General features: G+C 60.4%; 29 protein-coding genes and 1 pseudogene. 16 read left to right on the forward strand and 14 right to left on the reverse strand.

What is annotated here, in order from left to right:
• Positions 1–9: 9 nt before the first annotated feature.
• The 3 genes from GBO37_RS17800 to GBO37_RS17810 all read left to right on the forward strand — a co-directional run bounded on the left by GBO37_RS17800 (position 10) and on the right by GBO37_RS17810 (position 1,627).
• On the forward strand, positions 10–582 hold the full coding sequence (locus GBO37_RS17800) for a hypothetical protein (protein WP_047722653.1): 573 nt from the start codon (positions 10–12) through the stop codon (positions 580–582).
• Between the two features lie 87 nt (positions 583–669).
• Complete coding sequence (locus GBO37_RS17805; RefSeq protein ID WP_004099042.1) at positions 670–1,119, forward strand: hypothetical protein; 450 nt, start codon at positions 670–672, stop codon at positions 1,117–1,119.
• 106 nt (positions 1,120–1,225) lie between these two features.
• Positions 1,226–1,627 (forward strand): RidA family protein, encoded by a 402-nt coding sequence (locus GBO37_RS17810; RefSeq protein WP_004099044.1) that lies wholly within the window; start codon positions 1,226–1,228, stop codon positions 1,625–1,627.
• Positions 1,628–1,657: 30 nt separating this feature from the next.
• On the opposite strand, the gene GBO37_RS17815 is transcribed toward GBO37_RS17810, so the two are convergent.
• The 6 genes from GBO37_RS17815 to GBO37_RS17840 all read right to left on the reverse strand — a co-directional run bounded on the left by GBO37_RS17815 (position 1,658) and on the right by GBO37_RS17840 (position 5,926).
• A complete protein-coding gene (locus GBO37_RS17815) occupies positions 1,658–2,929 on the reverse strand; it encodes an MFS transporter (RefSeq protein WP_103827477.1) in 1,272 nt (423 codons plus the stop codon).
• Positions 2,917–3,429 (reverse strand): DM13 domain-containing protein, encoded by a 513-nt coding sequence (locus GBO37_RS17820; RefSeq protein WP_004357637.1) that lies wholly within the window; start codon positions 3,427–3,429, stop codon positions 2,917–2,919. The genes GBO37_RS17815 and GBO37_RS17820 overlap by 13 nt, the downstream gene beginning before the upstream one ends.
• Before the next feature lie 3 nt (positions 3,430–3,432).
• Positions 3,433–3,903, reverse strand: coding sequence for a hypothetical protein (locus tag GBO37_RS17825; RefSeq protein ID WP_011191345.1), 471 nt, complete (start codon positions 3,901–3,903; stop codon positions 3,433–3,435).
• Positions 3,904–4,054: 151 nt separating this feature from the next.
• Positions 4,055–4,345: a DUF1330 domain-containing protein gene (locus GBO37_RS17830; RefSeq protein ID WP_011191344.1), complete on the reverse strand. Its 291-nt coding sequence runs from the start codon at positions 4,343–4,345 to the stop codon at positions 4,055–4,057.
• A gap of 62 nt (positions 4,346–4,407) precedes the next feature.
• Positions 4,408–4,839: a heme-binding protein gene (locus GBO37_RS17835; RefSeq protein ID WP_004357630.1), complete on the reverse strand. Its 432-nt coding sequence runs from the start codon at positions 4,837–4,839 to the stop codon at positions 4,408–4,410.
• Positions 4,840–4,912: 73 nt separating this feature from the next.
• Positions 4,913–5,926, reverse strand: a complete 1,014-nt coding sequence (locus tag GBO37_RS17840; RefSeq protein WP_066117801.1) for a zinc-binding alcohol dehydrogenase family protein — start codon at positions 5,924–5,926, stop codon at positions 4,913–4,915.
• A 605-nt stretch (positions 5,927–6,531) separates the two neighbouring features.
• Here GBO37_RS17840 and GBO37_RS17845 point away from each other — a divergent pair.
• The 9 genes and pseudogenes from GBO37_RS17845 to GBO37_RS17885 all read left to right on the forward strand — a co-directional run bounded on the left by GBO37_RS17845 (position 6,532) and on the right by GBO37_RS17885 (position 12,290).
• A complete protein-coding gene (locus GBO37_RS17845; RefSeq protein ID WP_033982388.1) occupies positions 6,532–7,137 on the forward strand; it encodes a sulfite oxidase-like oxidoreductase in 606 nt (201 codons plus the stop codon).
• Positions 7,138–7,168: 31 nt separating this feature from the next.
• The gene (locus tag GBO37_RS17850) at positions 7,169–7,873 is read left to right on the forward strand and encodes a ferredoxin reductase (RefSeq protein ID WP_252930255.1); all 705 of its coding nucleotides are present in this window, start codon (positions 7,169–7,171) and stop codon (positions 7,871–7,873) included.
• A 56-nt stretch (positions 7,874–7,929) separates the two neighbouring features.
• Positions 7,930–9,207, forward strand: coding sequence for a thiolase family protein (locus GBO37_RS17855; protein ID WP_198427195.1), 1,278 nt, complete (start codon positions 7,930–7,932; stop codon positions 9,205–9,207).
• Between the two features lie 100 nt (positions 9,208–9,307).
• Positions 9,308–9,532, forward strand: a pseudogene (locus GBO37_RS17860) (glutaredoxin domain-containing protein); the annotation flags it as partial.
• A gap of 69 nt (positions 9,533–9,601) precedes the next feature.
• Positions 9,602–9,883, forward strand: a complete 282-nt coding sequence (locus GBO37_RS17865) for a DUF427 domain-containing protein (protein ID WP_046092728.1) — start codon at positions 9,602–9,604, stop codon at positions 9,881–9,883.
• A 170-nt stretch (positions 9,884–10,053) separates the two neighbouring features.
• The gene (locus GBO37_RS17870; RefSeq protein ID WP_103243974.1) at positions 10,054–10,320 is read left to right on the forward strand and encodes a hypothetical protein; all 267 of its coding nucleotides are present in this window, start codon (positions 10,054–10,056) and stop codon (positions 10,318–10,320) included.
• 198 nt (positions 10,321–10,518) lie between these two features.
• Entirely contained in the window at positions 10,519–11,013 is a 495-nt protein-coding gene (locus GBO37_RS17875; protein WP_018429639.1) for a Dps family protein, read from the forward strand.
• Between the two features lie 51 nt (positions 11,014–11,064).
• Positions 11,065–11,598 (forward strand): peptide-methionine (S)-S-oxide reductase, encoded by a 534-nt coding sequence (locus GBO37_RS17880; protein ID WP_103243975.1) that lies wholly within the window; start codon positions 11,065–11,067, stop codon positions 11,596–11,598.
• Between the two features lie 368 nt (positions 11,599–11,966).
• The gene (locus GBO37_RS17885; RefSeq protein ID WP_252930256.1) at positions 11,967–12,290 is read left to right on the forward strand and encodes an H-NS family nucleoid-associated regulatory protein; all 324 of its coding nucleotides are present in this window, start codon (positions 11,967–11,969) and stop codon (positions 12,288–12,290) included.
• 48 nt (positions 12,291–12,338) lie between these two features.
• Here GBO37_RS17885 and GBO37_RS17890 read toward each other — a convergent pair whose 3' ends face one another.
• From GBO37_RS17890 to GBO37_RS17900, 3 genes are read right to left on the reverse strand one after another with little or no spacing between them, the layout of a single operon-like run.
• The gene (locus tag GBO37_RS17890) at positions 12,339–14,348 is read right to left on the reverse strand and encodes a type IV secretory system conjugative DNA transfer family protein (protein WP_252930257.1); all 2,010 of its coding nucleotides are present in this window, start codon (positions 14,346–14,348) and stop codon (positions 12,339–12,341) included.
• On the reverse strand, positions 14,341–16,203 hold the full coding sequence (locus GBO37_RS17895; protein ID WP_252930259.1) for a relaxase/mobilization nuclease domain-containing protein: 1,863 nt from the start codon (positions 16,201–16,203) through the stop codon (positions 14,341–14,343). Before GBO37_RS17895 ends, GBO37_RS17890 begins: the two co-directional genes overlap by 8 nt.
• Entirely contained in the window at positions 16,190–16,774 is a 585-nt protein-coding gene (locus tag GBO37_RS17900) for a helix-turn-helix domain-containing protein (RefSeq protein ID WP_252930260.1), read from the reverse strand. The genes GBO37_RS17895 and GBO37_RS17900 overlap by 14 nt, the downstream gene beginning before the upstream one ends.
• 665 nt (positions 16,775–17,439) lie before the next feature.
• Between GBO37_RS17900 and GBO37_RS17905 the strand changes: the two genes are divergently transcribed.
• The 4 genes from GBO37_RS17905 to GBO37_RS17920 all read left to right on the forward strand — a co-directional run bounded on the left by GBO37_RS17905 (position 17,440) and on the right by GBO37_RS17920 (position 19,819).
• On the forward strand, positions 17,440–18,207 hold the full coding sequence (locus GBO37_RS17905) for a ParA family protein (RefSeq protein WP_252930261.1): 768 nt from the start codon (positions 17,440–17,442) through the stop codon (positions 18,205–18,207).
• Positions 18,197–18,934: a hypothetical protein gene (locus tag GBO37_RS17910; protein WP_252930262.1), complete on the forward strand. Its 738-nt coding sequence runs from the start codon at positions 18,197–18,199 to the stop codon at positions 18,932–18,934. Before GBO37_RS17905 ends, GBO37_RS17910 begins: the two co-directional genes overlap by 11 nt.
• Entirely contained in the window at positions 18,931–19,344 is a 414-nt protein-coding gene (locus GBO37_RS17915) for a hypothetical protein (RefSeq protein WP_252930264.1), read from the forward strand. The genes GBO37_RS17910 and GBO37_RS17915 overlap by 4 nt, the downstream gene beginning before the upstream one ends.
• A 73-nt stretch (positions 19,345–19,417) precedes the next feature.
• On the forward strand, positions 19,418–19,819 hold the full coding sequence (locus tag GBO37_RS17920; protein ID WP_252930266.1) for a hypothetical protein: 402 nt from the start codon (positions 19,418–19,420) through the stop codon (positions 19,817–19,819).
• A gap of 475 nt (positions 19,820–20,294) precedes the next feature.
• Here GBO37_RS17920 and GBO37_RS17925 read toward each other — a convergent pair whose 3' ends face one another.
• The 5 genes from GBO37_RS17925 to GBO37_RS17945 form a co-directional block, all read right to left on the reverse strand.
• Positions 20,295–21,182, reverse strand: a complete 888-nt coding sequence (locus GBO37_RS17925; protein WP_252930267.1) for an ArdC family protein — start codon at positions 21,180–21,182, stop codon at positions 20,295–20,297.
• A 657-nt stretch (positions 21,183–21,839) separates the two neighbouring features.
• Entirely contained in the window at positions 21,840–23,279 is a 1,440-nt protein-coding gene (locus GBO37_RS17930) for a DUF4942 domain-containing protein (protein WP_252930269.1), read from the reverse strand.
• Positions 23,276–23,728, reverse strand: a complete 453-nt coding sequence (locus tag GBO37_RS17935) for a hypothetical protein (RefSeq protein WP_252930270.1) — start codon at positions 23,726–23,728, stop codon at positions 23,276–23,278. The genes GBO37_RS17930 and GBO37_RS17935 overlap by 4 nt, the downstream gene beginning before the upstream one ends.
• Positions 23,725–24,213: a hypothetical protein gene (locus GBO37_RS17940; RefSeq protein ID WP_252930271.1), complete on the reverse strand. Its 489-nt coding sequence runs from the start codon at positions 24,211–24,213 to the stop codon at positions 23,725–23,727. The genes GBO37_RS17935 and GBO37_RS17940 overlap by 4 nt, the downstream gene beginning before the upstream one ends.
• Positions 24,210–24,467 (reverse strand): hypothetical protein, encoded by a 258-nt coding sequence (locus GBO37_RS17945; protein WP_045983957.1) that lies wholly within the window; start codon positions 24,465–24,467, stop codon positions 24,210–24,212. The genes GBO37_RS17940 and GBO37_RS17945 overlap by 4 nt, the downstream gene beginning before the upstream one ends.
• Positions 24,468–24,930: the final 463 nt, after the last annotated feature.

The raw sequence follows: 24,930 nt of genomic DNA on the forward strand, positions 1-24,930 counted from the left end.
GGTGCTTCCATGACCTCCCAGGTGACCGACGTTCTAGAAGCAGTCCAGTCATTCATCGCCAACGGCTATGACCGCGAATACCGCGTCAAGGACGGCAATCTCGTCGATCTCGAACTAGGGTCAACCCTCGATGCATGCAGCATTCGCGTCGATGCGGCGTTGCGCCTCGAGAGCGGGGACGACGGCGAAGATGCCTCCAACATCTACGCGATCACCGATCCGGCGACAGAGCATAAAGGCCTGTTGATCGACGCCTTCGACGTGTTCCACGAAATCTGCCCCCGCGACTTGTCCGAGCGCCTTGTGGAGCATCGGGAAACAGCACCGGCAGGTGACCAGGACGCGCCGAGCAAGCACGGACTACGGAAAGTCTACAAGAGCGAGTTTCACAGCGATCCCGAGCGTTACGTTCTGCGCGAGGGCTTTCCAGACTTCCCGCCATGCCCTTTCGGCCAATCCTTCAGCATCCTCGGCTTCGATACCGCCGAGCAGGAATATGTCTGGCTCGTCACGAGCATCATTCGAGATCCTCGGCTGATCAGGGTTCCATACCAGGGCGAAGACGTCATCAGCGACGAATAGCGGTGTCGCTTAGCCGGAAAGGCTGGCCTTCCTGGCCCACACATCTGCAGGCTGAACTTTAAGAACATCGAAAATTAGGAGGTGATTATGGACTGGAACAAGGACCACATACGAGAAACTATGCTCTTGCTGGAGACAGCAGCGTTGCACAGCGCTCGCGAAAACTACCTGGACTATGTCTCTACCGCTCGGCTCGATCGGAGCGAACCGATCGAAAACGACGAACTAGCTCAGGCCGAGGTCGCGAGCGACTTCGCTGAAGCGCTCGATGACACGCTCCATGACTACGCCAATAAACTCGAAAAGCTCAGGACGATCGATTTCGGCCCCAAGTTGGCCGTCAACGAAGGCGCTGTCGTCAAGCTGTCCGGCCGCCACTTTGTGATCGCGGTGTCAACGAGCAAGTTTACCTGTCAGGGGCGTGAGCTCATGGGCATTTCCACGATGGCGCCGATCTTCGAAGCGATCGAGGGTGCCCGAGCCGGGGAGACCGTGCAGTTCAACGGCCGGGACCTCACCGTAGAAGACGTGGAATAAAGCCCTCCACCGCAGCCGGCGCGCTAGTGCCGAACGCCCTGCATCTCTTTCTGCATGCATACGGTCACTTGCAGCCGCATTGACCTGGCTCATCAAAGGCAAACTCATGACAACACCTTCATTCTTCATCACCCCCGGATACGGGACGCGCCTGCATGACGCGCTTCATTATTCTCAGGCAATGCGCATTGGTGACCGCGTGGAGATCTCCGGACAGGGCGGATGGAACGACGATCTCGTCATTCCGGAGTCGATTGAGGAAGAGATCGAGCAGGCGTTCAAGAACGTGGAACGGACGCTCGCGACCGCCGGAGCACGCTGGCCGCATGTGGTCCACGTCAATTCCTATCACGTCGGTGGATTCCCTCCCGTGATCAACGAAACAATGGCCAAGCTGTATCGCCACTACATGCCCGACCGCGCTCCAATCTGGACGCAGTTGGGAATCGAAGCGCTGGGGCTTCCAACCATGCGTATCGAAATTCGCGTAACAGCTATCATCGCCTGACCCCGCGGTTCGTGCAGGCGCCGTGCCGCGCTAATCCCGCACGCCCTGCGCCCGCTTCTCCATGCATATCATCGTATCGAGAGATCCGGTTATCATCGGCGTGCTCGGAGAACGGGGGGCCGCCTTGGCCTGGTTGGCGCGCCTCGGCTGCCTGCGGGCGATGGCCAGCACTGCCAGGAGCGTGAGCAACGCCGCCGCATAAAGGAACAGGCCGCCAGGGCCGACGATATTCATTGCAGCTGCTCCTATTAGGGGGCCAGCGGCTGTCCCGATCCCGTTGAGCAACAGAAGCCCGCGCGCGGTGCCGAGTAGCCGACCGGCCGGAAGATCGTCGTTTGCGACGGCGAGACACAACGAATAAATCGGGATGCCAAAGCCGCCGAACAGCGCACCTGCCGCAAGGAGCAGCGGCAGAGGCGCTTCCACCGCCAACGCTACGCCGATGGCAGACGCTGCGGACGCCAGCGCCGCACCGGCGATGACAAGATTCCGGGGCACTCGATCCGAAAGCCAACCGAGTGGCCAATGGAAGGCGAGCGTTCCACCAAGAACCGCAGCCATGAAGGCGGAGATACCGCCCACATCGAGGCCGATGCTCTGGGCGAAGTTCGCGCCCATGCCCCAGAAACCACCGATAGCCAGGCCGGCCAGGAAAGCGCCAGCCGCAGCGAGAGGTGATACGAGGACGAGGTCCCTGAACGCGACCCATTCCTGTTCCACCTGGGCCGGCGGATGACTGGGCAGCAAGGTGATCGGAACCACCGCCGCTGATATCAGCAGCGACACGATGAGGAACAATGTCACGTCGGCGGGCGGTGCGATGTTGAGTAACGCCTGCCCGATTGCCCATGAGCCCATAGAGACAACTCCGAATATCGACAGGAGCTGCCCGCGTGTGGATGGCAATGCGTGGGCGTTGAGCCAACTCTCCGTTGCGAGGATCATGCCCGCGTAGGCGAAGCCGGTAATCAGGCGAAGCGGCATCCAGGCGATCGGCTCCACGAACGCCACATGGAGAAGGGCGGTCATCGAGGCAATGGCCGCGAAGCCGGCGAAGGTTCTGACATGTCCCACGGAGACGATGATCGGTGGCAACACGAGCGCGCCGATCGTGAAACCCGCGAAATAGAAGGACATCATCGCGCTGATCGCGCCGGTCGAGAACCCCTCATGGCCGGCTCTCACGATCAGGAGCGTGCTCAGCAGGCCATTGCCCAGCAGCAGAGCGGCGACGCTCAGCAGCAGCGCCGCCACCGGCGCGAGAACGAGGCCGCGCTTGCCCGCCGACCTCATGGTATCCATCGCCGGGCTCGTTCTCGGGCCTGACTTGAGGGTTGATACTCTGCCGCACTGATGAACTGGTCGAATGCTTCGCACCAGATGACGACCGTGTTGTAGTCACGGACATCGATGCCGGCAGGCACCTCGACGATGAAGCCGTTGAACGTCTTCACATCGCCCACGCGGACTGATCTGTCCTTGATTAGGAGAAAGGCCTCCTTCGTGTCGACGAAACGTGGTGCGAGGTAGAGCTTGTAGTCGGGACCAGGGGCGAGGCGCCCGATATGGGCGATACGGTCGCGCGAGACCCGGATCTCGCCTTCCCCCCAGTGAAGCAGGTCGCTGCCTTTGAGATCGCGGGCCAGACGCCCTGCGTAGAGCGTCTCGGCTGAGATGGTCCGCAAGGCCGCCGCGTCCGGGGCCTGGGGGGCGGTCAGGATCGGCAGCGTGTAGACACCGCCCGCGAAGCCCATGGCGAGCATCGCGAGATGGGTGGCAATCAGGATGACCCAGCGCCGCATCGGTTACACCAGCTCCAGTCCCTTCACGAGCTGATCGGCGTCGAGATGGAAGTCCGAGAATACGATGCGGCCGCCAGCGTCCATCACGGAGAACCAGGGCGTTCCCCGCGTGCGGTAGTCCTCCATGAAGGTGGGAAGCGTCGCGCCGGCAGGTGGCTCGTCCTGACCGAACGCGACAGGAAGCGCATACTTGAGCTGGTTCACGCGCAGCTTCTCGAAGGTGTTCTCATCCGCTCCTTCGAAGACGGTCTGGATCACCGCGAAGCCCACGCCCTTGGCGCTCAATGCACCATGCAACCTTTGTAGCGTCGGAAATCCATGCAAATGGCAGCCACGGCACCAGTGCTGGAAGGCGAAGAGGACTTTCGGGCCGGTGCCGAGATCCGACAGCTTGAGCGGCGCGATGCTTTCTCCATCCGCGCCAATCCATCTCTGCACCCGCAGCTCGGGGGCTTGTCGTTCGTCGACGCTCATCTGATCCTCCAATTCCGATGCAGAAGTCCGATGAGTGGTCGCGTGTGGCGATGGCACGCGAACCTCACCGCCTTGATCCCCTACAGGTTGTAGGATGCGAGTTCGCCGACCGATACCTCGTGGCCAGCCCCGCCGTTCTTCCGTCGGTGTGTCACCGCCGCCCCTCAATGACAAAGGCGCGATAGCGGGAACCGGCAAAACGGTGCGCAGCGATGGTTTGGTAGGCGGGGCTATGATACCAATCACGGGCGGCCTGCATCGTCGGGAACCGCAAAATTACGGCCCCTTCGACGGGCGGCCCCTCCAAATGCTCCATCGCGCCATAAGCGGCGAGAAAGGTTACGTCGTGGCCATCGAACGATGGGCCGACGCCTGCAGAATAGGTTGCGAGTTCTTCCGGATCGGTGGTTTCTTCGCGGGTGAAGACGACGAACGCTTCCATCTTAAAGTCTTTCATAAGGTCGCATCTGCAGGCCACCGCCGCTGGCGATGGCCTTAAAGTCGTCAGGCTGGCAGCTCGAACCCGATTTTCGTGAGTGCCTCGACGCACGCATCCTGATCCTGCTGATAGTTGCCTCCGGAGATGCCGATCCCGCCGATCAACTTCCCGTCTTCCAGGATCGGATAGCCTCCGCCGACAGCGACCATCCGGGGGCGATAGGCCAGCGGCGCCACTTTTGGATCGTTCGAAACATAGTCGTTCCAGACATGGGTCGGGTACCCAAACGAGGCGGAACTCCAAGCCTTGTCGATGGCAACATCGACGGTGAGAAACGGCGCGTCATCAGTGCGCTCGAACGCGCGCAGGTTACCGGTGGCGTCGACGACGGCGACCGCAGCCGGGATGCCGATTGTACGTGCCGCGGCGATCGCCGCGTCGATGAGGGCGACGGCGGTTTCGCGGTTGATCGAGGCGGTGGCAATGGATTTCGTCATGAAATTTCCTTCACCGTGGCGTAATCCGTCCGGCGTTCTTGAGGTTAGAAAAGACGTTCGGCGGTGGCAGTCATCAGAAGCCTTCGAGGACAATCTTGCCTCTTGCCGCGCCACTTTCGATCAGTGCGTGCACCGTCTTCAGATTGGCGGCATTAATTGGCGACAATTTTTCGGTTAGCGTCGTGCGAATTTTGCCGTCGTCCACCAGCACCGCCAGCGAATTGAGGATCTTGCCCTGCTCATCCATGTCGGGCGTGCCGTAGAGCGACCGTGTGAACATCAGCTCGTGGTGGATCGACACTGCCTTGCGCTTGAACAGCATGACGTCGAGCGCCTTGGGATCGTCGATGAATCCGAACCGTCCTTGCGGGGCGATCAGTTCGGCGATGTCGGATGCATGCTGCTCGGTATGCGTGGTCGAGAACACGAAAGCGGGAGCGCCGATGTTGAGCTCGGCAATCTGTGGCGCGAGCGGCCGAGAGTGGTCGATGACATGATGAGCCCCAAGCCCTTTAACCCACTCCTGGGTTTCCGGCCGAGAGGCGGTGGAGATGACGATGAGATCCGTGCGCTGTCGAGCGATCTGGATGGCGATCGACCCGACCCCACCCGCACCACCGATGATGAGGATCGCCGCCGCCGCCCCGGGAACGGGCTTCGTCACGTCCAGGCGATCGAACATGGCTTCCCAGGCCGTCAACGTCGTGAGTGGCAGCGCCGCCGCTTCCGCCCAGTCGAGCGACGCGGGTTTACGACCGACGATCCGGGCGTCGACGAGATGGAACTCCGCATTGGTGCCAGGCCTTATGAGCGATCCGGCATAATAGACCTCGTCGCCTACCGCGAACTGCGTCACGTCGGGGCCGACCTCTTGCACGATCCCGGCCGCATCCCATCCCAGCACTTTCCAATCGCCATCAGCGGGCGGCGTGCTGCTGCGGATTTTGTAGTCGACCGGGTTGACCGAGACAGCCTTCACCTCAACCAGGATATCGCCTCCTTCAGCGACAGGCCGAGGCAGATCAATGTCGACCAGAGAGGCGTCCTCGGCGATGGGTCCCGGAACCTTGTAACCAACGGCTTTCATCGGTGTCTCCAGCTTGCTGTATCCTGAAGTCTTATCGATCAGATCGAAATTTCTTCCGAAATATACTCAGGATTTAAAGATTTCGCGTGTCAGACTATGAAGGTATGCGCGCAACATATCCAATAGCGGTACGACATAGTTTCCATACCTCGGAGCCGGATTCAGAAGTTTATCGAAAATAGCGGTTTATTGCTGTTCGGCGGGTGAGCATCCGGATGGAGGCGATAAGCGCCCAAGCGGTTGAGGAGTCGACCTCTCAGCGGTCGCGTTGGCAGGGGCGATCTCGCCCGCCGGTCTCACACCAACGTTGGCAAGCGACGGCGTCCGCTCGAAATCCGCTGACGGGGATACGCCTGCAATGCCGATTCGAAGCTATCGAAACTATAGCTACAGGGTATTGGGAAATCATACTGGACTGACGCTATAGTCTTCACGCACAACCACGACTCAAAATGGTCCAACACTTTTCTCTACGCTAATAGAGAATCCGGTATTCTGATTTTCAGTGAATTGGCTCGTTCGGCGGTTGTGCGCGCAAAGATCTTTTACAGAATTCTGAACTGAATCAGGTTCTGGTCTGTCGTGACAAGCAAGGGGGTTTCGCTATGGTCACCAGAGGTTTCACAGGCCGCGGTCCAGGCGGCGACCAGTCCGATCGGATTCCGCCGGGTCAGCATCTCGTGGAGAATTTCCCTGTTCTGACGGCCGGGCCAACGCCGAGCGTGGAGCCCTCCGATTGGAAATTCACCGTCAAGATCGGTCCGAAGCCCGTCAAAGTGTGGAACTGGAGCGAGTTCAACGCCCTACCGAAGACCAAGATGACCCGAGACATTCACTGCGTCACGTCCTGGTCCAAGCTGGATACCGCCTGGGAGGGCGTACTCATCGAAGACATCCTTGCAGATGCAGGGCTCGATCGGCCCACCGATTTCGTCTTGGCGCACTGCTACGATAATTACTCGACAAACGTCCCGCTGGCGGATCTGCTCTCCGGGAAAGCGATGGTCGCCCTCAACTATGCGGGCAAGCCGCTTCCCCGCGATCATGGAGGGCCGGCGCGTCTTCTGGTTCCGCACCTTTACTTCTGGAAGTCCGCCAAATGGGTGAACGCGCTGCAATTCACAACGCGTGACGAGGCGGGCTTCTGGGAGCTGCGCGGCTATCACATCTATGGCGATCCGTGGCGCGAGCAGCGATACACCAATGACTGAAAACGGCGCGCAAATCGCGTGGCAGTCATGCGTGATCGACGAAATCGTCCAGCAAACCCCGAGTATCAAGAGCTTCTTCCTTCGGTTGAGCAAACCGTTCGCGCACATCGCAGGGCAGCACGTCGATGTCCGGCTGACCGCGCCCGGTGGCTACAGTGCGATGCGGAGTTACTCGATTGCGTCTTCGGCAATCTCGTTCCCGACGGTCGAGCTCGCTATCGAGCGCCTGCCGGATGGCGAAGTTTCGCCGTTCTTCCACGATGTCGCGGCGATCGGCGACGAAATCGAGCTTCGTGGTCCGCTCGGCGGCCATTTCCTATGGCCTGAACCTGCCATAGACCCAGTGCTGTTGATCGGGGCAGGCTCCGGCCTCGTGCCGTTGATGGCGATGATCCGGCAGCGCCGCGCACTAGCCCAGGTCGTGCCGACAGCGCTGCTCCTGTCCGCACGAACCGCTGAAGACGTTCTCTTCTCAAAAGAGCTTCATTCCATCGAATGCAGCGATCCGGCATTCGCCTTGGCGCTGGCAATTACGCGCGAGAACCCGATCCGCGCATCGGACTTTGCGCGACGGATCGACGGCGTGATGGTCCAAGAAGTTCTGGCCCGGCTTCACCGAAAGCCCACACAAGTATTCGTTTGCGGGTCCAACGGTTTCGTCAACATCGCGACCGAGGGCGCGCTGCTGGCCGGCCTGGACCCCTCCATTGTCAAAACCGAGCGCTACGGCGGCTAGCGGCGCAAGCTACTTCGCGTCCCGCCGATCGTGGACGTGCAGCCCACGGATTAATTTTGGAGATCATCATGAGCCGCTTTGCCGAACCCGTCTTCATTGCCGCTGGCCTTCGGACGCCTTTCGGCCGCGGCGGAGGCGCGTTGGCTGCCTACGATGCCATCTCTCTGTCCGTGCCTGTCGTGCAGGCGATGGCGGCGCAGGCGGAGCCTGATCTCCTCGTCTGGGGAACCGTGATCCCGAATTTGGGCTGGAGCAATATTGCTCGCGAAACCTGGCTTGATGCCAAGCTCAATCCGACTGTTCCGGCGTTCTCCGTCGTCCTGGCATGCTCGACCAGCATGACGGCGACCTTCGCTGCGGCAGGGATGCTGGGCGGAGGAACCGACCTCACCATGGTCGGCGGGTCCGAAGTCATGAGCCGGCCGTCAATCGCCCTGACGGCCGATGCATCGAAGCGGCTCACCGACCTCTTTGCGCAGGATGCGACCGCCGCGCTTGCCGCCCTCCAGTCTCTGACTCCACGAGACTACGTGCTCCCCACAAAGGGCTGGGCAAACCGGATCACCGGAAGGACGATGGGTGATCATATGGAGGAGACCGCCAAGGCTTGGCGGGTCTCGCGCGTCGCGCAGGATGATTGGGCGCTCAAGAGCCACCAGCGGGCAGTCGCTGGTTGGGAACGTGGCTTCTTCGACGATCTCGTGATTTCGCTGCCTGAGCTGGCGCGCGATGCGAACCCGCGCGCCGATACGTCGCCCGAACGGCTGGCCGCACTCAAGCCCGCCTTCGATCGCGACAGCGGGAGGGGAACCCTGACCGCCGGCAACAGCTCACCGATTACGGATGGAGCCGCCGGGTGTTGGGTCGCTACCGAAGCCGGTGTGGCGAGACTCCCGGCGGGCACCCCCTACGCGCGGCTCGTCGACTACGAGATCTCTGCCGTCGATCTCCACACCGAGGGCCTGCTGATGGCGCCCTCCTATGGCATTCCGCGCCTGCTCGCGCGGCATCAACTCAGCTTCTCCGACATCGCACTCTGGGAAATCCACGAAGCCTTTGCAGCCCAGGTCCTGGCGAACGTCGCGGCCATCACCGATCGGGAGTGGGTGCGCGCGACAGCCGGTGTCCAGGCGGCTATGGGCGATTTTGACTGGGACCGCGTCAATCCCAATGGAGGCTCGGTCGCCCTGGGTCATCCGTTCGGCGCTACAGGCGCGCGCGACCTCAGCCAGGCGGTGAAGGAACTTTGGGCCATGCCGCCCGGATCGCGCGCAATCGTCAGCATCTGCGCCGACGGCGGTCAAGGCACAGTCGCCCTCCTCGAACGCGGCTGACGGTAGATCAACGCCATGACAGCGATCCGCTTCCAACTGTCGGAGACGCGATATGACAACTGATGTGCTGCTGTACATCACGAACTGATGCCCGTTCTGCCGCCGGGCGAAGATGCTCCTCGAGGAGAAGGGCGTGCAATGGAAGGAACTCGATATCGAGGCGGATCCGGTTCACCGGCAGGCCATGACGGAAGCGTCGGGTCGAAACACCGTGCCGCAGATCTTCATCAACGGCACGCATGTCGGTGGCTCCGACGAGCTTTTCGAGCTCGATGTCAGAGGCGAACTCGACAAACTCCTGGGGCGCACGCCGCCCGCCATCTGAGGGGGTGCGGCCTTGGGGCAGACAGCCCGCAAGCCCCGTGCCGGTTGATGAATACGAAAGGAGAGTCCGTTGGTCTCAGCTATCTGGAATGACGCCACCATCGCCACAAGCAACGAGACGGTCGTCGTCGAGGGAAACCACTACTTCCCACCGTCGGCAGTCGATTTTGGCCTGCTTGAGATGAGCCCGCACACGTCCGTCTGCCCGATCAAGGGCACCGCGCGCTACTTCCATGTGCGTGTGGGAGACGCGCTCAACGTGAACGCAGCCTGGACCTATCCAGATCCGACGCCAGGCGCCGAGGGCATCCGGGATCATATCGCCTTCTGGAAAGGCGTGGAGGTTGCGTAGCAGGCGGACAGGTGGCGGCCTCAGCGCCATGTGCAAGCGCCCGCGGGACGGCTTTTCCGCCCATCCCAGGCCGCGTCGGCTACAGGGCTCCGCCCCGGACCTTCTCCGCGGACTGGCGCCGAGGGCCTCGGACCCTTGGGCTTCTGTCGAATCAAGACGACTGGATTGAGATGGAGCATGCCGAGTTCGATGCCGCCTTCGCGGAGCTTCCCGAGGGATACAGCGAAGGCGCCTACGAAGGCCGGCGTTTCGGCGTGACTGTCCGGCGATCCGGTGACGGACGTCGCAACAGCCTGTTCGCCAGGGAGTTGGCCGGGACCGACATTGTCAGCTTCAACCTCTATCGCGTTACATCAGATAGAACATTGCTGAAGCCGTGCGAGATGTCCGCCGAAAAGGTCGTCGCGTTCGTGCTGGATTTCCGACCGGCCCCCTGACGGGCAGGTGGAGGTCCCGGCCGACCGGTCCGCCTGCGACGCCCGGCCCCCCAAGACTGCGCATGTCGCTCAAAGGTATCGAAACTATAGCCACCGGCCATTGGACTTCGTCTGGCAATGAATTCATCTTCTATACATCGCCATCCGTGGGGGAATCGGTGCTGGATCCCGTGTAGCCAGATTGAGAAAGTCTAAGCGATGACGAACAACAATGCCTCCGCCCTTCCGACACCTTCTGATCTTGACGAATGCGCGGCGATGACTGTCGCCGACGCTCTGAAGATCATTCTGGCGAACAGCTACGCGATTTACCTGAAGACAAAAAATTTCCACTGGCACGTCTCCGGACCCTACTTCAGGGACTATCACCTGCTTCTTGATGAGCAGGCCGCAGAGATCCTCGCCGTCACCGATGCGATCGCCGAGCGCGCCCGAAAGACGGGCAACACCACCATTCGATCGATCGGCGATATCGCGCGCCACCAGACGATCAAGGACAATGATGCTGAGTTCGTGACACCGCAGGACATGCTGGGCGAGCTCCGCGCCGACAATCTCCACATGGTCGAGTCGTTTCGCCGCGCAAAGGACGTCGCGGACAAGGCGAAGGATAATGCGACGTCCGGCCTGATCGATGCCTGGACGGACGAGGCTGAGCGCCGTGCGTGGTTCCTCTTCGAAATCAGCCGCTAGCGCTTTGCCGGGCAAACCTACGTCAGGATTCACGCCTCGGCGTGGGAGGTGATGATGGCGAAGGCCGGCTTTGGAGGGGGATGCCATTGGTGCACAGAGGGAGTGTTCCAGGCGTTGCGCGGCGTCGCCCAGGTCGACCAGGGCTTTGTCCGGTCGGACGCGCCGGCAGATACCTGGTCAGAAGGGGTGATCGTCACCTTCGATCCATCGGTTATTCCGTTGGCGACGCTGTCCGAGGTGCATCTCAGAACGCATTCCGCTGCCAGGGCCCGCTCGCCTCGCAGCAAGTACCGCAGCGCGATCTACATCTTTGAAGAGAGCCAGCGGCCGGAGGCCGAACAGGCGATCGTCCGCTTCGCCGGCGCGTCTGCCAAGGCGGTGCACACCCTGGTCCTCCCGTTTAAAGGTTTCAGAGCGTCGGACGAGCGTTACCAAAACTACTATCGAACCGACCCGAGCAGGCCCTTCTGCCGCCGCTACATCGATCCCAAGCTGGATCATATCCGACGGCACTTTTCGGAACTGGCGCTCCCTGAAGCGAACCCGACTGTCCGGCAAGTCATCGATAGCGGTGATGGTTCGTAGTTCTAATGCGGCTCCGCGCTGAAGCATTCGACGAGTTCGCGCGCAATGAGACCTTGATTGCCATGCTCCATACGGCGTTCCCCGGAATCGGCCATGTCCGCCGCAACCCTGTCGGATACGCCTGGGTTGCTCTCAACTACACCAACCGCGACCCCAACTGATCATCGACAGCGCGGTGCGCCTATTCGGCCCATCTTCGGACTGACGGTCGGCAGCGTTCCGGTTAAGCGGCTCGCCGCGGAACAGCGCGGTAACGCCCGTAGCCAACCTTGATCAACAGTCCTTCCTCGCACATCCTTGTTAAGTAGCACCGAGGAATGCCGAATATAGACACAAAGCTGCAAGATATGGGTGAAAAGGGAACTGCAATGGATATCGATCTAGAAAATATGTCGCTGAAAGAGCTTCGCGATCTTCACAAGGCTGTCGGTCGCCAGATCGACGGCTTTGAATCCAAGAAGAAAGAGAAAGCCATGATGGCGGCGCAGCAGGCGGCCGAGGAGCATGGCTATTCGCTGAAAGACTTGCTTGGCAGTGGGAAGGCTCCCAAAGGCGCCAAAGCGACTGTCGCACCCAAGTATGTCAATCCCGACGACTCGTCCGAGACCTGGACTGGTCGGGGGCGTCAGCCCCGTTGGGTGAAGGGTCATCTGGACGCGGGCGGCAGTGTCGATGATCTGCTGATCAAATAAAGCCATTAAGGCCCAAAAGAAACGGGCGGCCATTGGCCGCCCGTTTTGTCATTCTGCCGCTTCTACGGCTATGCTGCCATCGTCTTGGGCAACAATGGTTTTTACATTGGAAACAGTATTGACCAACAGGTTCACCGTTTCATCCGTAACTTGCAACGCTGGTCCATCCCCCGCTTCATTCGCAGACTTTCTACGCCGCACGATGACAGGCTGCGCATTGACTGGAACGCTTGGCGCTGATGTTGCATCAGATTTCCCGCTCTCATCGGGAGATACGAGAATGGCTGATCCAAGTGCCGCCCTCACTCTGCTCCGTTTACGGCTTTCCTTAACCTCGTTGGACAGAGCCTCCAACTTGTGAGTGGTCCTGACCAGATCGCCTTGTAGATCACGAATGGCTAGGTCTTTCGGATCGGGAGCAGGCAACGGTCCCTTCTGTGCCTGGAAGATGGGATTCAGCACCCGGTCCTCAAAATACTTGATCCGGGTTGCCTTGATCGGATGCTGGCCGTTGGCGAGGACGATCACCGTATCCTTGTCCAGACGACCGGCTTCATCTTCCGACAGCAGATCGCGATCCTCGGTCCGCTCCGAGACGTTCACCCCCGAGAACGGTCCCTTGCCGATGGTCTTCGACTTGGACGTGACGCGGTGCGTGGTCTTGCCCACGGCGGCCGACAGTTCCGCCTTGGTGCGCGGATCGGCGGGTGCCAGGTAGATCTTCACCCCTGCCCCGCCTTGCAGCGACATGCGGGTGTCCTCGCCATAGATCTTGTCCAGCGCCGGGATGGTCTGGGTGATGACGGCCATGTTTCCGCCATAGGACCGCAGCGTCTTGATGCTGTCCGTGACGATCGGCATGCGACCGAGCATGTCGAACTCGTCCAGCATGATCATCACCGGCCAAGGTTCGTCCTTGCCCGGCTCGTGGGTGTGCAGGCTGGATAGCAGGTCCGAGAAGAACAGCCGGACCAGCGGTGCCAGTGCCTTGATCTTGTCATGCGGCGGGGCCACGAAATAAGCGGTTTGCGGCGTGCGGCGAAAATCACGGAAACTGAAATCGCTCGTTTCCGTGGCCCGGTCGATTGCAGGGTTCGACCACAGGCTGAGGCCCGAGGTCATTAGGAGCGACAGATAGGACGTCAGCGTATTGTCATTGGTCGAAGCCAGCCGTTCGAGCATCAGCTTCGCGGCAGGGCTTTTCACCTCGTTCGCATAGCCCATGTATTGCTTCTGCTTGTCGCCCCCTGCCGATGCCAGACGGTAGATCTCGCCCAGGCTCGCCCTGCCGCGCTCCATTGCGAAGATGCCGCAGGCCACGAAGATATCAATGCCGCCATCCAGCAGGCCCTTCATGCTGTCATCTTCGGTTTGCAGGAACAGCTCTGCCAGCAGACGGATTTCCATCTGCCTCTGGTCCGGGTCCGGAAGCGCCGTGATCCGGTCGAGGGGATTGTAGCGGTGGCTGGGCTTGCCCCAGTCCAGCGGCGCAAAGCGCCATACCTTGTCCCCCATCGCCCGGCGATGACGGCTGGTCAGCTCGAAATTCTCGCCCTTCACATCAAGAACAACCGCACTCCCCGTCGAGAGGAGCAGGTTCGGGACAACGAAGTTAATCCCCTTACCCGAACCAGTCGGCGCCACCATGAGGCAATGCGGAAAGGATGCCGAACACAGGAATTTGGCCCGGCTTTTTGGCGATCCCATTTTTGCGACCACAAAACCGCGCCCCGGCTTCTCGAAAAACTTGTTGGCTCTCAATTCGCGACGGCTTTGCCAATGCGAACGACCGAAGGTGGTCAGTTTCTCAGTCAGGACTTTTGCTGAGAACAAAAGCGACAGGATAATAAATCCGCCCCAGATCAGATTGATAATCCGGAAGGCTTGCGGGTCGTTGTTCTTGAGGGCGAAGTATCCGGTCGCAATCCAGGTCCAATCCAGATACTCGCCGTTGAAACCATAGCGGAATGAGAGATAACCGGTTCCGACAACATAGGCGAGGCTGGTTGCGACCAGGGCGAACAAGAGAACGCCCCCCAGAAGGTGCAGCTTATGCATGACCGCCTCCTTGATGGCCGCGTTCCTGAAGAACGCGAACACGCTCTTCCGACAACTCGTCGTTCACACGGCTGAGGCCCTGCCGTGCCGCCAGATCGTCGCTGGCGCGCAGGTAATCGCGCGCCAAAGTCAGCTGATCCTGCCTATCGCCGACGCCACGCAGAACCGACGCATCGCCGTTCTTCAGCGCAGTCAGTTCGTCGCGGGTCAATGCCTTCTCGACAGCTTCCCGCAACTTGCGTTCGTCCTCGGCACCGACAGGGCTGGCCCGGCGTGCCAGTTCGCTGTGATCGGCAATCATGGCATCGCGCGACCCGATGGATGCGACCGGCGCCCGCTCCTGGGCATCGGCCACGCGGGCACGCTCGATCTGCGCCGTAGTGTCGTGACCACGCTCGGACGTCTCGATTGCCAAACCATGCTGTGCCGCCGCGCGCTGATGGATGGCGTCATCGACGCCATAGTCAGCCGCCACTCGGTCGTAGGCGTGGTCCACCACCGCGATGGCCATGTCCAGCTGCGCCGCATCGCGCAGATTGAGCCCGCGCAAATCAGCCACGCTTTGCAAATCCTGCTGGACCCAACGGGTTTCCAGCGCCGCGGAATTGGCCCCAAGCCGCATCCGGGCCTCGACCTCGACCGGATCAATCCCGGTTCCGTCCAGGGCCATTGCCAGCTTGGAACGACCATCGACTGCAAAGCGGGCGTTCACCCCCTCGACGTTCTGCGCCGAATAGATGCCCTCCTCGCTGGCGGTCTCGCTCAGATCGCGCGACCGGGCACCGAGTGGTTGCAGATGCTCCACCGAGGACAGCGCCTCGGCCAGCTTGCGTTCCATCGCCGGGCGATGGTTCGGGGCCGCGTCTGCAATGCGAACCTCCGCGCTATCGACAGCGCGCCTCAGATCGGCGGCGGCTTTATCAAAGTCTTCTTCGACAGACATGTAAGCGTCTCCCTTAGCTAAAATGACGCCACCCTGGGACAGGACGGCAGATGCCTTCTCAAATGCGGTAGCAAGATCCTGCATGTTGCTCAGCGAAGCAAAGCTGGCGAATTCGCGGTAGCGCAGGGACCAGTCGCGAACCTCGTCGGTGGCGCGGCGCAGCGCGTCCCCGACGCGAGGCGTCCCCGAAGGGGCCTCGAAGGCAGCGCCTGTCGTCGCTGCCTTTTCCTGTGCCCGCCGCCACGCGCCATCGGTGGGGGGGTATTGGATATGACCACGCTGCAAACGCGTCGTGGCCTCAAGCTGGATGCCGTAGCGGGCGGCATGATCCACCATCGCCTCCTTGAAGGCCTGGTAGGTGTATTCGGTGCCTTGCCGGAGCGTAAAATAATCCCCCGGCTCCCTGCCCCGCCGATTGACGATGATATGGGCGTGCGGGTTCTTGTTCGGGCTGTCGGTGTGGACGGCGATCATGTAATCGAACCGCCCGCCCAGCTTCTCCTTGCAGATTTCCCCGGCAATCATGCTGACATGCTGGGACTTGGCATTGCGCGGAAACGACATGACCATGTGGCTCGTCCGGGCCGCGTTCAACTGGCCCTGCCAATCGTCGGTCCAGCGCGCCACGGCCCGCTCGATCTGCTCCGGCGTCAGGCGCTTCTCGCCGTCCAGAAGGCCGCGTGAATCATGCACATCCACGCTCTTGCTGAACAGGTAGCTGAACTGCGCTGATAGCTGCCCCTTCGAGGCACAGCCCCCGGTGCGGATCATCTTGAAGAACGCAGGCGATGCCCCTTGAGCCGCACGCGCCATCTGCCGGGCACCGGCAAGCTGACGGCCGCCCTTGATCCGGTCCCAACCGTCCTCGAAAAGCCGGGTGGAAACACCGGCAACGGCGCTAGTCCGTCCCATCTTCCGCCCCCTTCATCCCGGCCACAAAACGGCGGAACGTCTCCGAGGCCCGCTTGCCTTCCATCTCGCGGACCTGGGTGGACACAAGGTCGATGTGATCCAGAAGATCGGCAAGAACCTGCTGTTGCGGCTTGCTCAGCTTCAGCTTCTCGCCCCGCCGAACCTCGTAATTCTTGGTGGCGACCAGCTGGTTCACGTTCCGCCCGATGGCCGATAGCTCCCGCGCCACGTCGCGCAGGGCATCGGCCAGGTCCGGATCAGGCTCCAGAAACCCGGCAGGAACGCAACAGACCCGGCGCAAGGCGTCTGCCCGGCTCTTCAAACCAAGCCGTCCCGTGAAAGCATCGAAGGCCAGAAGGCTGTCCCGGTTCACCGTGAAGGACACGGGCGCGGTGTTCGTGTCGGAGACTTTGGCCTTGTCGTGGAAGCTGCGAATGGCCCGGTAGATGGTCGGCCGCGTCACGTCATAGGTCTTCGCCAGCACGGCCACAGGCACGCCAGCACGGACGGATGCGACGATCTTTTTCTCGTCGGCGGGCGTGATCTTCTTCGTTCTTCCGGCCATGTCCAAAGTGTAAAAAATTACGGTTGCATTTCTTGCCAATCAACCATTCCACCCTCGCCCAAAAGACGAAGACTGTCAAGGAATTCGGCTTTTGGGCGAGGGTGGAATTCAATTTACCGGCGGCTCGTCGCCGGTGCCTGGACCGAGGGTGCAGCGAAGCATGCAGCCGAGGGACAGCCCCAGAGGCGCGGAGAGAGGCGCTGAGGGGGCGAAAGGGCACGTTAGGCCCAAGGGAACCAGAAGTAGCCTTACAAGCCCTCAGAGGCCCGCACAGAGCCTCTTAGCTGCCGCTGCCCTTCTGCAAAGCCATCGTGAGTGCGCAGACGGTAAAGCTGGCGGATTCTAGGCAGGCGGCACCCGCTGACTAATCACAAATATGATCACAAATCAGATCACAAATCACATCATACATCACACTACAAATCAGGTTATAGGCCACATCACACATCAGGTCACACATCAGGTCACACATCAGGTCACACTTTATATCACACATCAGGTCATACGTTACATCATAAGGCACATCATATATCAGGTCACAAGTTTTGTCACAAATCAGGCCACACATCAGATTATTTATCAGGTTATAAATCAGGTCACACTTGATCCGACACGAACCTCATGTCAGCATCGCCGCAAAAGCATCCGTCAGATGCGGAAGGAGTAGAAAAATGGCCATCGTGATAGGATTGATGAGCAAGAAGGGCGGTGCTGGGAAATCCACAATCGTCAAACTGCTTTCATCCGCAGTGACCTATGCCAACCATAAATGCCTGGTGATCGACCTCGACCCGAACCAGGACATTTCGACTTGGTGGGACGTAAGCAAAAAGAACAATCTTGCGGATGATAACCTCATTGTTCGCACCGTATCCAAGGACCGGGACTTGTTCGATCTGGTCGAGGAGTTCGACAACAAAGTCAGGTTCATCATCATCGATACGAAAGGTGAGGGCGTGGACTTTGGGGTAGATCTTGCAAGTGTGGCCGACGCCCTGATCATCCCCTGCCTGAATGCAAAGGCCGATGGGGATAGAACCCAGGAAACTGTCGAGTGGTATACGGACCTGAAAGCCCGCGCCGAAGACCCGGACGATATACCGCCGCTTCATGTCGTGATGTCCAGGGTCAACCCAAAGCTATTGACGCATGTGAAAGGGACGCCAAAGCCTGATGGGGTCGGCGTCCGGGAACTCGAACGCCATTACGAAATCATCGAGAAATTCGACCCCTTAGACGTCATGGTCCCGGAGAAGCAAATTTATCAAGAGATAGAAGAGCGAGGAACCTTGGGAAAAATAATCGAAGACCTGAGAGGCAAGTCGGACGCATCATCGAAAATGAAACTGCGTCATTTCGAGGCGGCCATGGCATTGGCCATCCTGCTTGGCAACTGCATTGTCGAAGAACGTAAAATGAGTGCAGCAAATGGCGCGTAACAGAATCAAAGTGACCCGTGAGGACGCAACCGGCTTTGATAAGGTCGTCAGACCTGTTCGCGACAGGTCAGATTATACGACCCTGAAACCCGACGCGCTTGACGCTTTTGAGAAAAAGCGGCGGCCATCTATTCAGCCTCAGTCACCGCACGGGACAACCAGTGAAACAAATAGCCATGAAAGCAAGATAGAAAATCCGCTCCACCAAGAGGTGCTGACGGGAGAGGGCATGCCCTTGCAGGAACCCGTGGTGCAACAGACCATCGACAAACCGGACGATGAACCAGGGGTGAAGGTTGACAGCTCCTCAAAGTATGACAGGACGCCAGATGCGGCAGGGAAAGTTGATTTGCGTCTACCTCCGCGCGGTCGACCCAAAAACATCAAGAGCATTTCCCTCAGACTTCGCGTTCTCAATCGACATGTCGAACCTCTGAGTAGACTGGAAGCTGCCGGTGTCGACTTGGGTAATGTCTTTCGGACTGCCTATCGCGGAATGCCTGATGTGCGTTTTGAAGCGCGTTATATTCCGCAAGTCTCGGAGCCGAGTGGTCCTGCAAGACTGTCTTACTACATCAGACCTACCGTTGAACATGAAGTCATCAACGCCATTGAATCCCAAGTGCGCGGCGGCAAAAGTGCTTCAAGGGCAAGTCTGCTGCTAGGCCAGGTCGAACCCGCGTGGTTTTCACATCTTGATAACGCCATCAAGGAATTTTCAGAATGAAACATACTCTCCCGATGCTGTTTGTCGTAGCAGCTGGTTTCGTTAGCCCTGCAATGGCTTGGGAAAAAACCACTGACTTTCGTGGACTTGAAATCTACGATTATGCGACCTCTGGTATTAGTATCAAAATTGTCTGCGACCCTGATGGGGCGTTCATTCCGCCAATTTATTCAGCCCGATTTGAAACAGGCCAAGGCGATGTAGAAGGCAGCGTGGCATTGCGGACAGCAGAAGCTGCATACACGTTCGACGTCTCGTCAGGCAGTGTGCTGATGGATGATCCTGAAAGTTGGTCAACACTGATCCACGGACTGCGAAGCTCTTCACGTTTTGAGCTGGCTACTGGTGATAATGTGTATCGTCTCGATACAGGAACACCGTTTCCGACTGCCTGTGGCGCTGCTGAGTAAGGAAAATACCGAACGATATAACAACGCATTGTCACTGCGCAATTTTTGCCATCCCCCGTTGCCGAGGCTGGTCATGACAAATCATAGATCTTCAACAGATGAAAATGGGGACGGCAGCTCTACCGAAGCTGAACTGTTTGAACGCAAGTATCAGATGCGGAAATTGCTTGATGCGGTTTCTGACTGTGAGTGGCCAGACGCGCAAATGGTGATGGTTTCCCTGCTTGAAGAATTTCGCGCCGGACCACCTTCGTTGGTGGATCAGAACATTGACGATGAAGCGCGCAATTGGGCTGACGCTGCATCCTATGATGAACTGCAAACCTATTTTCTCGTCATTGGCCGGAAACTACTGCGATCCGGACTTGGAGTGCGAGGCAGGGCGAGACTGGCAACGCGATTACTTGCTGATCTTTCAAGCGAGGAACAGCGGAAAGTCTTCGATGAACTTAGAGGGTCTACGCCCCAGACCTGAGCCGGATTTGTCCACCCGTGGCCCATCTTGTGGCCACGGGCTTGCAGACCGCGAACGGAACGGCCCCCATAGAGCGAAGGGACGCGAGTGGGCTGTGGTCAAATCCATCCTGTAAAGCGGCACCTTTGCCCATGCACCCGCGGCGGCGCAGCCGCCGCCCAAAGCCGCCGTCAGGCGGCGTCTGCGTGAAACGCACCAGGATCATGTGGCGCGGCTTGCCGCGCTGCGATGTAAGGCGAAGCCTCGGGCGGGCGCGCTGGCGGCGAAGCTGCCACCTTTCGCCAACGCGGCTGTTGATTTTCAGGTCATAGCGCAATCCCCGGCTTCACGTTTCCATCCCGGTCCAGCCAACCGCGCGCCTCCGCGCAACCAATGCAGATGCAGGTTCCGGCTCCCCCGACCGTGACAGGGGCCAGATAGACCGGGGGATTGGTCGTGCCGCATTTGCGGCACGACAGCTCGGGCAGGGGGCCGCTCACGCGGCCGCCCTTTCTTCTTCGTCGTGCTGGCGCTTGGTCAACAGGTCAACGGCTTTCTGGGCCTCGCTGGCGGCTTTGAAGATCAGACGTTTGTCGTCGTTCAACGCGCGCAACCAGCTCTTGATATATGCGCCGGACTGCCCAAAATCAGGCGTAAGGCCAAGCTTTGCGCAAAGCATGGCATTTCCCAATTCCGCCACCATTTCCTCGAACGCATGCCCTTTGCGGTCATTAAAGCGGGAAAAACGGTCAAGGCGGGTGCTATGGCCTGTGGCGTGGATTTCCTCGTGGGCCAGCGTCCCATAATAGCCCGCCGCATCGTGAAACGTGGCAATCGGCGGCATGTGGATGAAGTCGGCGGCGGGGCTGTAGTAGGCTCGCGGGTCATCGGTCGTGCGGATTTCCACCCCGATCCCTGCAAAGAAAGCATCAAGCGCCGGGTCGGCCTCGGTCCCAAGGTCACGCGCGGCCTCGGCGGGGCTGCCATAGTATTCCGGGGCCAGCCCCTCGATCTGCTCGGCGTTAAACACGCTGTAAGATTTCAGGTAGGGCAGGCGGCGTTCCTCTCCTGTCTCTTTGTCCTCGCGCTCAAACGTCCCATATTTGACAACCGTGGCGCATTTTTCGCCCTTGCGGACCTGTCCGCCTGCTTCTTGCGCTTGGCGATAGGTGAACCAGAACGGGGCGCGATAGCCCTTGGCGTCAGCAGCAAGCCACAGCATCAGGACATTGATGCCGGAATAGGGTTCGCCGTTGCTGCGCAGCGGGAACGGTGCGCCGCCCTTTTCGCCGGTCCAAGGCTTGCGCCATGCCGGGGTGCCCGCCTCGATGCTGGCAATGATGCTGTCGGTGACGTGCTGGTAGAGGTCGAACGATTTAGCCATTTGGCGTTCCTTCTTTTGCGACGATCCCGGCCCGGACTTCGCCCTGTGGCCGGTGCCCAAAATGGGCGAGGGGTCAGGCGAGGAAGCGCGCAGCGCGCCCCTCTCCTGAACCCTTGCTCCCGGCCGAGGGCAGGGGGGGAACCGCCGCAATGGGAAAATCAAACGGACAAGGGGGGTGGTGCGGCCCGCAGCCGAAGGCGAGGACACGGCCCCGCAGGACGTGCAGCATTTTCCTGTTGCGGTGGGGGACCGGCGGTCCCCTGACGGACAGGCGCGCAGCGCCTGGCCCAACAAGGGCAGGGGGCGTTTGGCTTGTCCAAATCCCCCCTGCGTCTCGATCGCCGCGCCTGCGCGGGGATCTCGCTATCCTGGAAGGGTCGCCGTTGGTCTGTGCCGCAGCTGCCGCAAGCCGCATCCGGTTGACCACAGGCTGACGCTCGATCCCTATGGTCTCGCTTACAGCCTGCTCCGGTCCCGCGCCTTCACTCCCAAGGTCGTTCCCGGCGCGCGACTGGACAACCGGATGCGCCTCGCGGCAGCGGTCCTGCCTTTTGCGCGCATTGCTTTTTGTAGGTCGAGGGGCGTGGCAGTTCAAAAAAAATGGCCCCGCCGAAGCGGGGCCTGAGTTTCTCCGTCGCAAAAAGGAGTAGGTTACACCTAGCGCTTTTGAAGGGTCAGCACCACGGTATTGATGCGGACGCCCACGCTGGCGAAGCTCTCGGGCGGCAGATCGCGCCACTGGTGGCACCGATGGCCGCGCAGGGAATGCTGTGCGGCCCATGCCCGGAACCGCTCATGCTTGGCGGTCGATCCGACCTCGGCGGACGCGGGCAGGATCGCGCGCAGCTCGCCGCCCGGCGCAAGGAAGTCCCATGCGTGTTTGACGTGATCCATGAAATGCGTGCCTGAAAACGGCGGGTTCATCAGGATCAGGTCATAGACCGGCGCAGGCGTGACCTTCAGGAAATTTGCGCAATGAACCTTGAGCGCAGGGTGGGCCATGCCCCGCAATGCCGCTGCCCGGTCCGGGTGGATTTCGATTGCGTCCACGGTCGCGCCCATCTTCAAGACAGGCCGGACGATGGCGCCGATACCGGCGCTTGGCTCCAGAACACGGGTGCCCGCCTTGATCGTCAGATCAGAAAGCAATTCTTCGACCGTCGCCGCAGGCGTCGGGTAGAAGGCAAGATCCTTGGCAACGGCAGTGCCAGTGCGGAAGTCGGCGGGCTGCTCGTCGGACCCTGCGGCATCGGCCAGCACCTCGCCATAATAGCTTGCCAGGACCTGATTGACCTTCCGCAGCAGGTCGGCATCCTTCACCCACAGGTGCAGGTTGCCGTTCTTGAAGCATCGGGCGGTGAAATACTCGGTCTCGATCTCGGTTTGACGTGCGCCCCATCCGCCGCGCCGGGCGGCATTGATCGCGCCTTCCAGATCACCATAGCTGCGCTGGCCGGACAGTTGCGAAAACACCCGCTCTACATCGGCCAGGGTGCGCCGCATCTGTTCGCCCCTGCCGGAATAGGACCAATAGCCGCCATCATCAAAAACCCATGTGAAGATCATGCGTTTTCCGATCTTGAACGCGTCGTGGCTCTTGAAAGCCGGGTCCAGTTCGGAAAAGGCGCGGGCCACGCCCCGCATGAAAATCAGGTCGGCATCGAGGGTCAGGCGTTCCAAGGTGGCGCGGATGTTCTCAAGCGTCGGCTCGGGCATGTCATCTGCGCCCATCTGCTTGTCCAGCTGGTCCCGCTCGGTGCGGTCCATGATTTCCTTGAGGCGGCTTTCCTCAACGATCCGCAGCCAGATTGCGGCATCGAGGGTGCGCTTATACCGGGCCAGGACGGCAACAGGATCAAAGGCGGAAAACAGGGTCGATTTCACGGCCTCGTTGTCGCTGTAGTGCAGATAGCAGGAATGCCCCGCGGTCGCGCCCTTGGCCGTCTCGGCCGCGTCCAGCGCGCGGCTGTAGCCGTCCGACAGGGTGCCGATGGCGTCCTGCATCTGTGTCAGCGCGGCCTCACGGGCGGCGCAAATGCTCATGATGTTCATCGGTGCGACCAGTGCGCCGGCGCTGAAGGTGGTGCGGGTGTTCATGCTGCTGCCTCGCTCTCGATGGCTTCAAGGATTTGCTCGCGCAGCTCGGACAGCGGGTGCGCGTCGAAGTCGTCACCGCGAAAATCTTCCGGGTTGTCGTATCCGGGGATTTCGTCGTGGATGCGTTCGGCCAGACGGTCGGCAAGATCGGCCAGCGTCCCGGCGACAGTGACAGTCTCAAGGTCGGCATACTCGAACCGGGCTGCCGCGTTCCGGGACAGGGCGACAAGGGCAAGGCCCGCGTCGTCGGCCTCGGCGTCATGGACAAGCCGCCAGCCTGCGCCGGTGTCGCCATAGATCGACCAGAACGCCCGGCCTGCAGGGCTGCAAACCTCGATGGCTTCCGCATCCGTGCCCTCGCGGATCATCCTGACCGGCGACACGCGAAAGTCGGTGAAGGTGGCGGGGGTATCCCCCGCCACAAAACCGTTGAAGGAAAACCCGCTCATGCCGTTGCCTCCTGCTTTGCCGCAAAGGCATCGAGCATCAGGTAAAGCGTCTCCATCGTGGGCGGATCGCCATAGACGACCGTGCGCCCGGCCAGTTCGGGGTCGGCTTCACACTTGGCGCGAATGCGCAAATCGTGATCCAGATAGGCGTTCACGGTGAAGCGGAATTTTCCGGTCCCGGCGTCGTAGAAATAGACGTGCCATTTCACCAGCTGGTCGGGGTTCTCGTCGGCTTCCGCAAACAATTCTTTCGCTGCAATCCGCTGAACCTCCAAGGATCGAGCGCAATCGCGAATGAAACCATTGCTTTTCGGCCCGCCAAAGGCCGCGCCTTCGCGGATGCCAAAGGCATTTCCGGGGCAACGCTCCCGCACAAGGCGGGCCAGGATTTGGGCACTCCGCGCGCTGCCCGTTGCTGCGACATAGGGGGCGGGGTGAATATCGGTCTGCACGACAGAAAAATGGGTCATCTGCGGCTCCCTCACTGGCTCAGTGCCGAATAGGTGCCTTCATCCTCATAGCGGATGATGGCATCGCCGGTCTGGGACAGGCCGCCCCAGAAGGGGCCAAGGAAACCGGCAATCTTGGGCTGGCCCTGCAATTCGGTGCGCAGGCTCGCGCGGGTCTCGGTCCCGGTGATTTCGGTGCCCATGTCATCGACCCATGCGGCAAGGTCATCGGTCACAACGCGGCTCATGCCGCTGTCGTCGGTCATGGTGATGATTTCAAAAAGTGCCATTTGGCTTTCCTTCTTTTGCGACGATCCCGGCCCGGACTTCGCCCTGTGGCCGGTGCCCAAAATGGGTGGCAGGGTGCAGATAGTTCTGCCTTCAGCGGTGGGGAAAATTGCGTGAAATCAGTGGGGCCTGTCCCTGATGCGAAGGCATGCTTGCCTTTCCTGTCACAAAGGTCTGCCTCTGATGGGCCGCAGCCAAATCTCCAGCGCGTATGCTGATCCGGTCCGACATGTCGTGACGCTCCTTCCTGTTCCGCCAGTGGCGAAGCCATCGCTGCTTTTCACTTTGGATGACCTCATGTCATCCGAAGGGCAAAGCAGGGTGGGCGCAGCCCGACCTGCGGCCGGACGGTGATCTGACACACGGGGCCGGAGCGGTGAAATTGGGAGGGACCCGCGCGCCCCGCGCGTGGGAGGAACCGGATTTCTCCGTGGAGGCTGACGCGCAGCGGCACCAGAGCCCGTG

The sequence above is a fragment of the Paracoccus sp. 08 genome, assembly GCF_024105395.1.
Lineage (GTDB): Bacteria > Pseudomonadota > Alphaproteobacteria > Rhodobacterales > Rhodobacteraceae > Paracoccus > Paracoccus marcusii.

Bases quoted from the DNA above. Each gene is read 5' to 3' on its own strand.
- GBO37_RS17810 (WP_004099044.1), top strand. From the start codon at position 1,226: ATGACAACACCTTCATTCTTCATCACCCCCGGATACGGGACGCGCCTG.
- GBO37_RS17930 (WP_252930269.1), bottom strand. From the start codon at position 23,279: ATGAACACCCGCACCACCTTCAGCGCCGGCGCACTGGTCGCACCGATG.
- GBO37_RS17885 (WP_252930256.1), top strand. From the start codon at position 11,967: ATGGATATCGATCTAGAAAATATGTCGCTGAAAGAGCTTCGCGATCTT.
- GBO37_RS17825 (WP_011191345.1), bottom strand. From the start codon at position 3,903: ATGAGCGTCGACGAACGACAAGCCCCCGAGCTGCGGGTGCAGAGATGG.
- GBO37_RS17870 (WP_103243974.1), top strand. From the start codon at position 10,054: ATGGAGCATGCCGAGTTCGATGCCGCCTTCGCGGAGCTTCCCGAGGGA.
- GBO37_RS17820 (WP_004357637.1), bottom strand. From the start codon at position 3,429: ATGCGGCGCTGGGTCATCCTGATTGCCACCCATCTCGCGATGCTCGCC.
- GBO37_RS17880 (WP_103243975.1), top strand. From the start codon at position 11,065: ATGATGGCGAAGGCCGGCTTTGGAGGGGGATGCCATTGGTGCACAGAG.
- GBO37_RS17910 (WP_252930262.1), top strand. From the start codon at position 18,197: ATGGCGCGTAACAGAATCAAAGTGACCCGTGAGGACGCAACCGGCTTT.
- GBO37_RS17945 (WP_045983957.1), bottom strand. From the start codon at position 24,467: ATGGCACTTTTTGAAATCATCACCATGACCGACGACAGCGGCATGAGC.
- GBO37_RS17835 (WP_004357630.1), bottom strand. From the start codon at position 4,839: ATGACGAAATCCATTGCCACCGCCTCGATCAACCGCGAAACCGCCGTC.
- GBO37_RS17925 (WP_252930267.1), bottom strand. From the start codon at position 21,182: ATGGCTAAATCGTTCGACCTCTACCAGCACGTCACCGACAGCATCATT.
- GBO37_RS17875 (WP_018429639.1), top strand. From the start codon at position 10,519: ATGACGAACAACAATGCCTCCGCCCTTCCGACACCTTCTGATCTTGAC.
- GBO37_RS17895 (WP_252930259.1), bottom strand. From the start codon at position 16,203: ATGGGACGGACTAGCGCCGTTGCCGGTGTTTCCACCCGGCTTTTCGAG.
- GBO37_RS17915 (WP_252930264.1), top strand. From the start codon at position 18,931: ATGAAACATACTCTCCCGATGCTGTTTGTCGTAGCAGCTGGTTTCGTT.
- GBO37_RS17830 (WP_011191344.1), bottom strand. From the start codon at position 4,345: ATGGAAGCGTTCGTCGTCTTCACCCGCGAAGAAACCACCGATCCGGAA.
- GBO37_RS17845 (WP_033982388.1), top strand. From the start codon at position 6,532: ATGGTCACCAGAGGTTTCACAGGCCGCGGTCCAGGCGGCGACCAGTCC.
- GBO37_RS17840 (WP_066117801.1), bottom strand. From the start codon at position 5,926: ATGAAAGCCGTTGGTTACAAGGTTCCGGGACCCATCGCCGAGGACGCC.
- GBO37_RS17890 (WP_252930257.1), bottom strand. From the start codon at position 14,348: ATGCATAAGCTGCACCTTCTGGGGGGCGTTCTCTTGTTCGCCCTGGTC.
- GBO37_RS17805 (WP_004099042.1), top strand. From the start codon at position 670: ATGGACTGGAACAAGGACCACATACGAGAAACTATGCTCTTGCTGGAG.
- GBO37_RS17905 (WP_252930261.1), top strand. From the start codon at position 17,440: ATGGCCATCGTGATAGGATTGATGAGCAAGAAGGGCGGTGCTGGGAAA.
- GBO37_RS17935 (WP_252930270.1), bottom strand. From the start codon at position 23,728: ATGAGCGGGTTTTCCTTCAACGGTTTTGTGGCGGGGGATACCCCCGCC.
- GBO37_RS17920 (WP_252930266.1), top strand. From the start codon at position 19,418: ATGACAAATCATAGATCTTCAACAGATGAAAATGGGGACGGCAGCTCT.
- GBO37_RS17800 (WP_047722653.1), top strand. From the start codon at position 10: ATGACCTCCCAGGTGACCGACGTTCTAGAAGCAGTCCAGTCATTCATC.
- GBO37_RS17815 (WP_103827477.1), bottom strand. From the start codon at position 2,929: ATGGATACCATGAGGTCGGCGGGCAAGCGCGGCCTCGTTCTCGCGCCG.